Consider the following 445-nt stretch of genomic DNA (forward strand, 5'->3'; position numbering starts at 1 on the left):
GTTGTCGACACCCCGATGGGCGAACGCTGGTTTTACCGTTACGACCCGTTCGGGCGACGTACCGGCAAACGCTGTGAGCAGACACAGGACGATATCCGCTACCTGTGGGACGGCGACCACATCGCCGAGGTGCGGCATTATCGCAACGGTGAACGCGTTGCCCATCGCCACTGGGTACACAACGGCTGGGAACTGCTGGTCCAGCAGCGGCAGGATAACCACGGACGCTGGGAAACCGATTTTGTCACCAGCAGCCAGAACGGTGAACCGCAGGCAGTCTTTAATCCGCAAGGCGAACTTCGCTGGCAGGCACCCAAAAGCACCCTCTGGGGTCAGCGACGCAGCAATTATGCAGACCCTGCCGACCCCGGACTCGGCTTTGCCGGACAGTACCGTGACAGCGAAAGCGGGCTATGTTATAACCGTTTTCGGTACTATGATCCGA

General features: G+C 59.6%; 1 protein-coding gene. It reads left to right on the forward strand.

Translation table 11 applies throughout. The features are described from left to right. Positions 1 to 445, forward strand: a 445-nt coding sequence (locus KP22_RS21125) for an RHS repeat-associated core domain-containing protein (RefSeq protein ID WP_039326409.1), incomplete at both ends; no start/stop codon positions are given.

It is taken from the genome of Pectobacterium betavasculorum (genome assembly GCF_000749845.1).
Taxonomy (GTDB): Bacteria; Pseudomonadota; Gammaproteobacteria; order Enterobacterales; family Enterobacteriaceae; genus Pectobacterium; species Pectobacterium betavasculorum.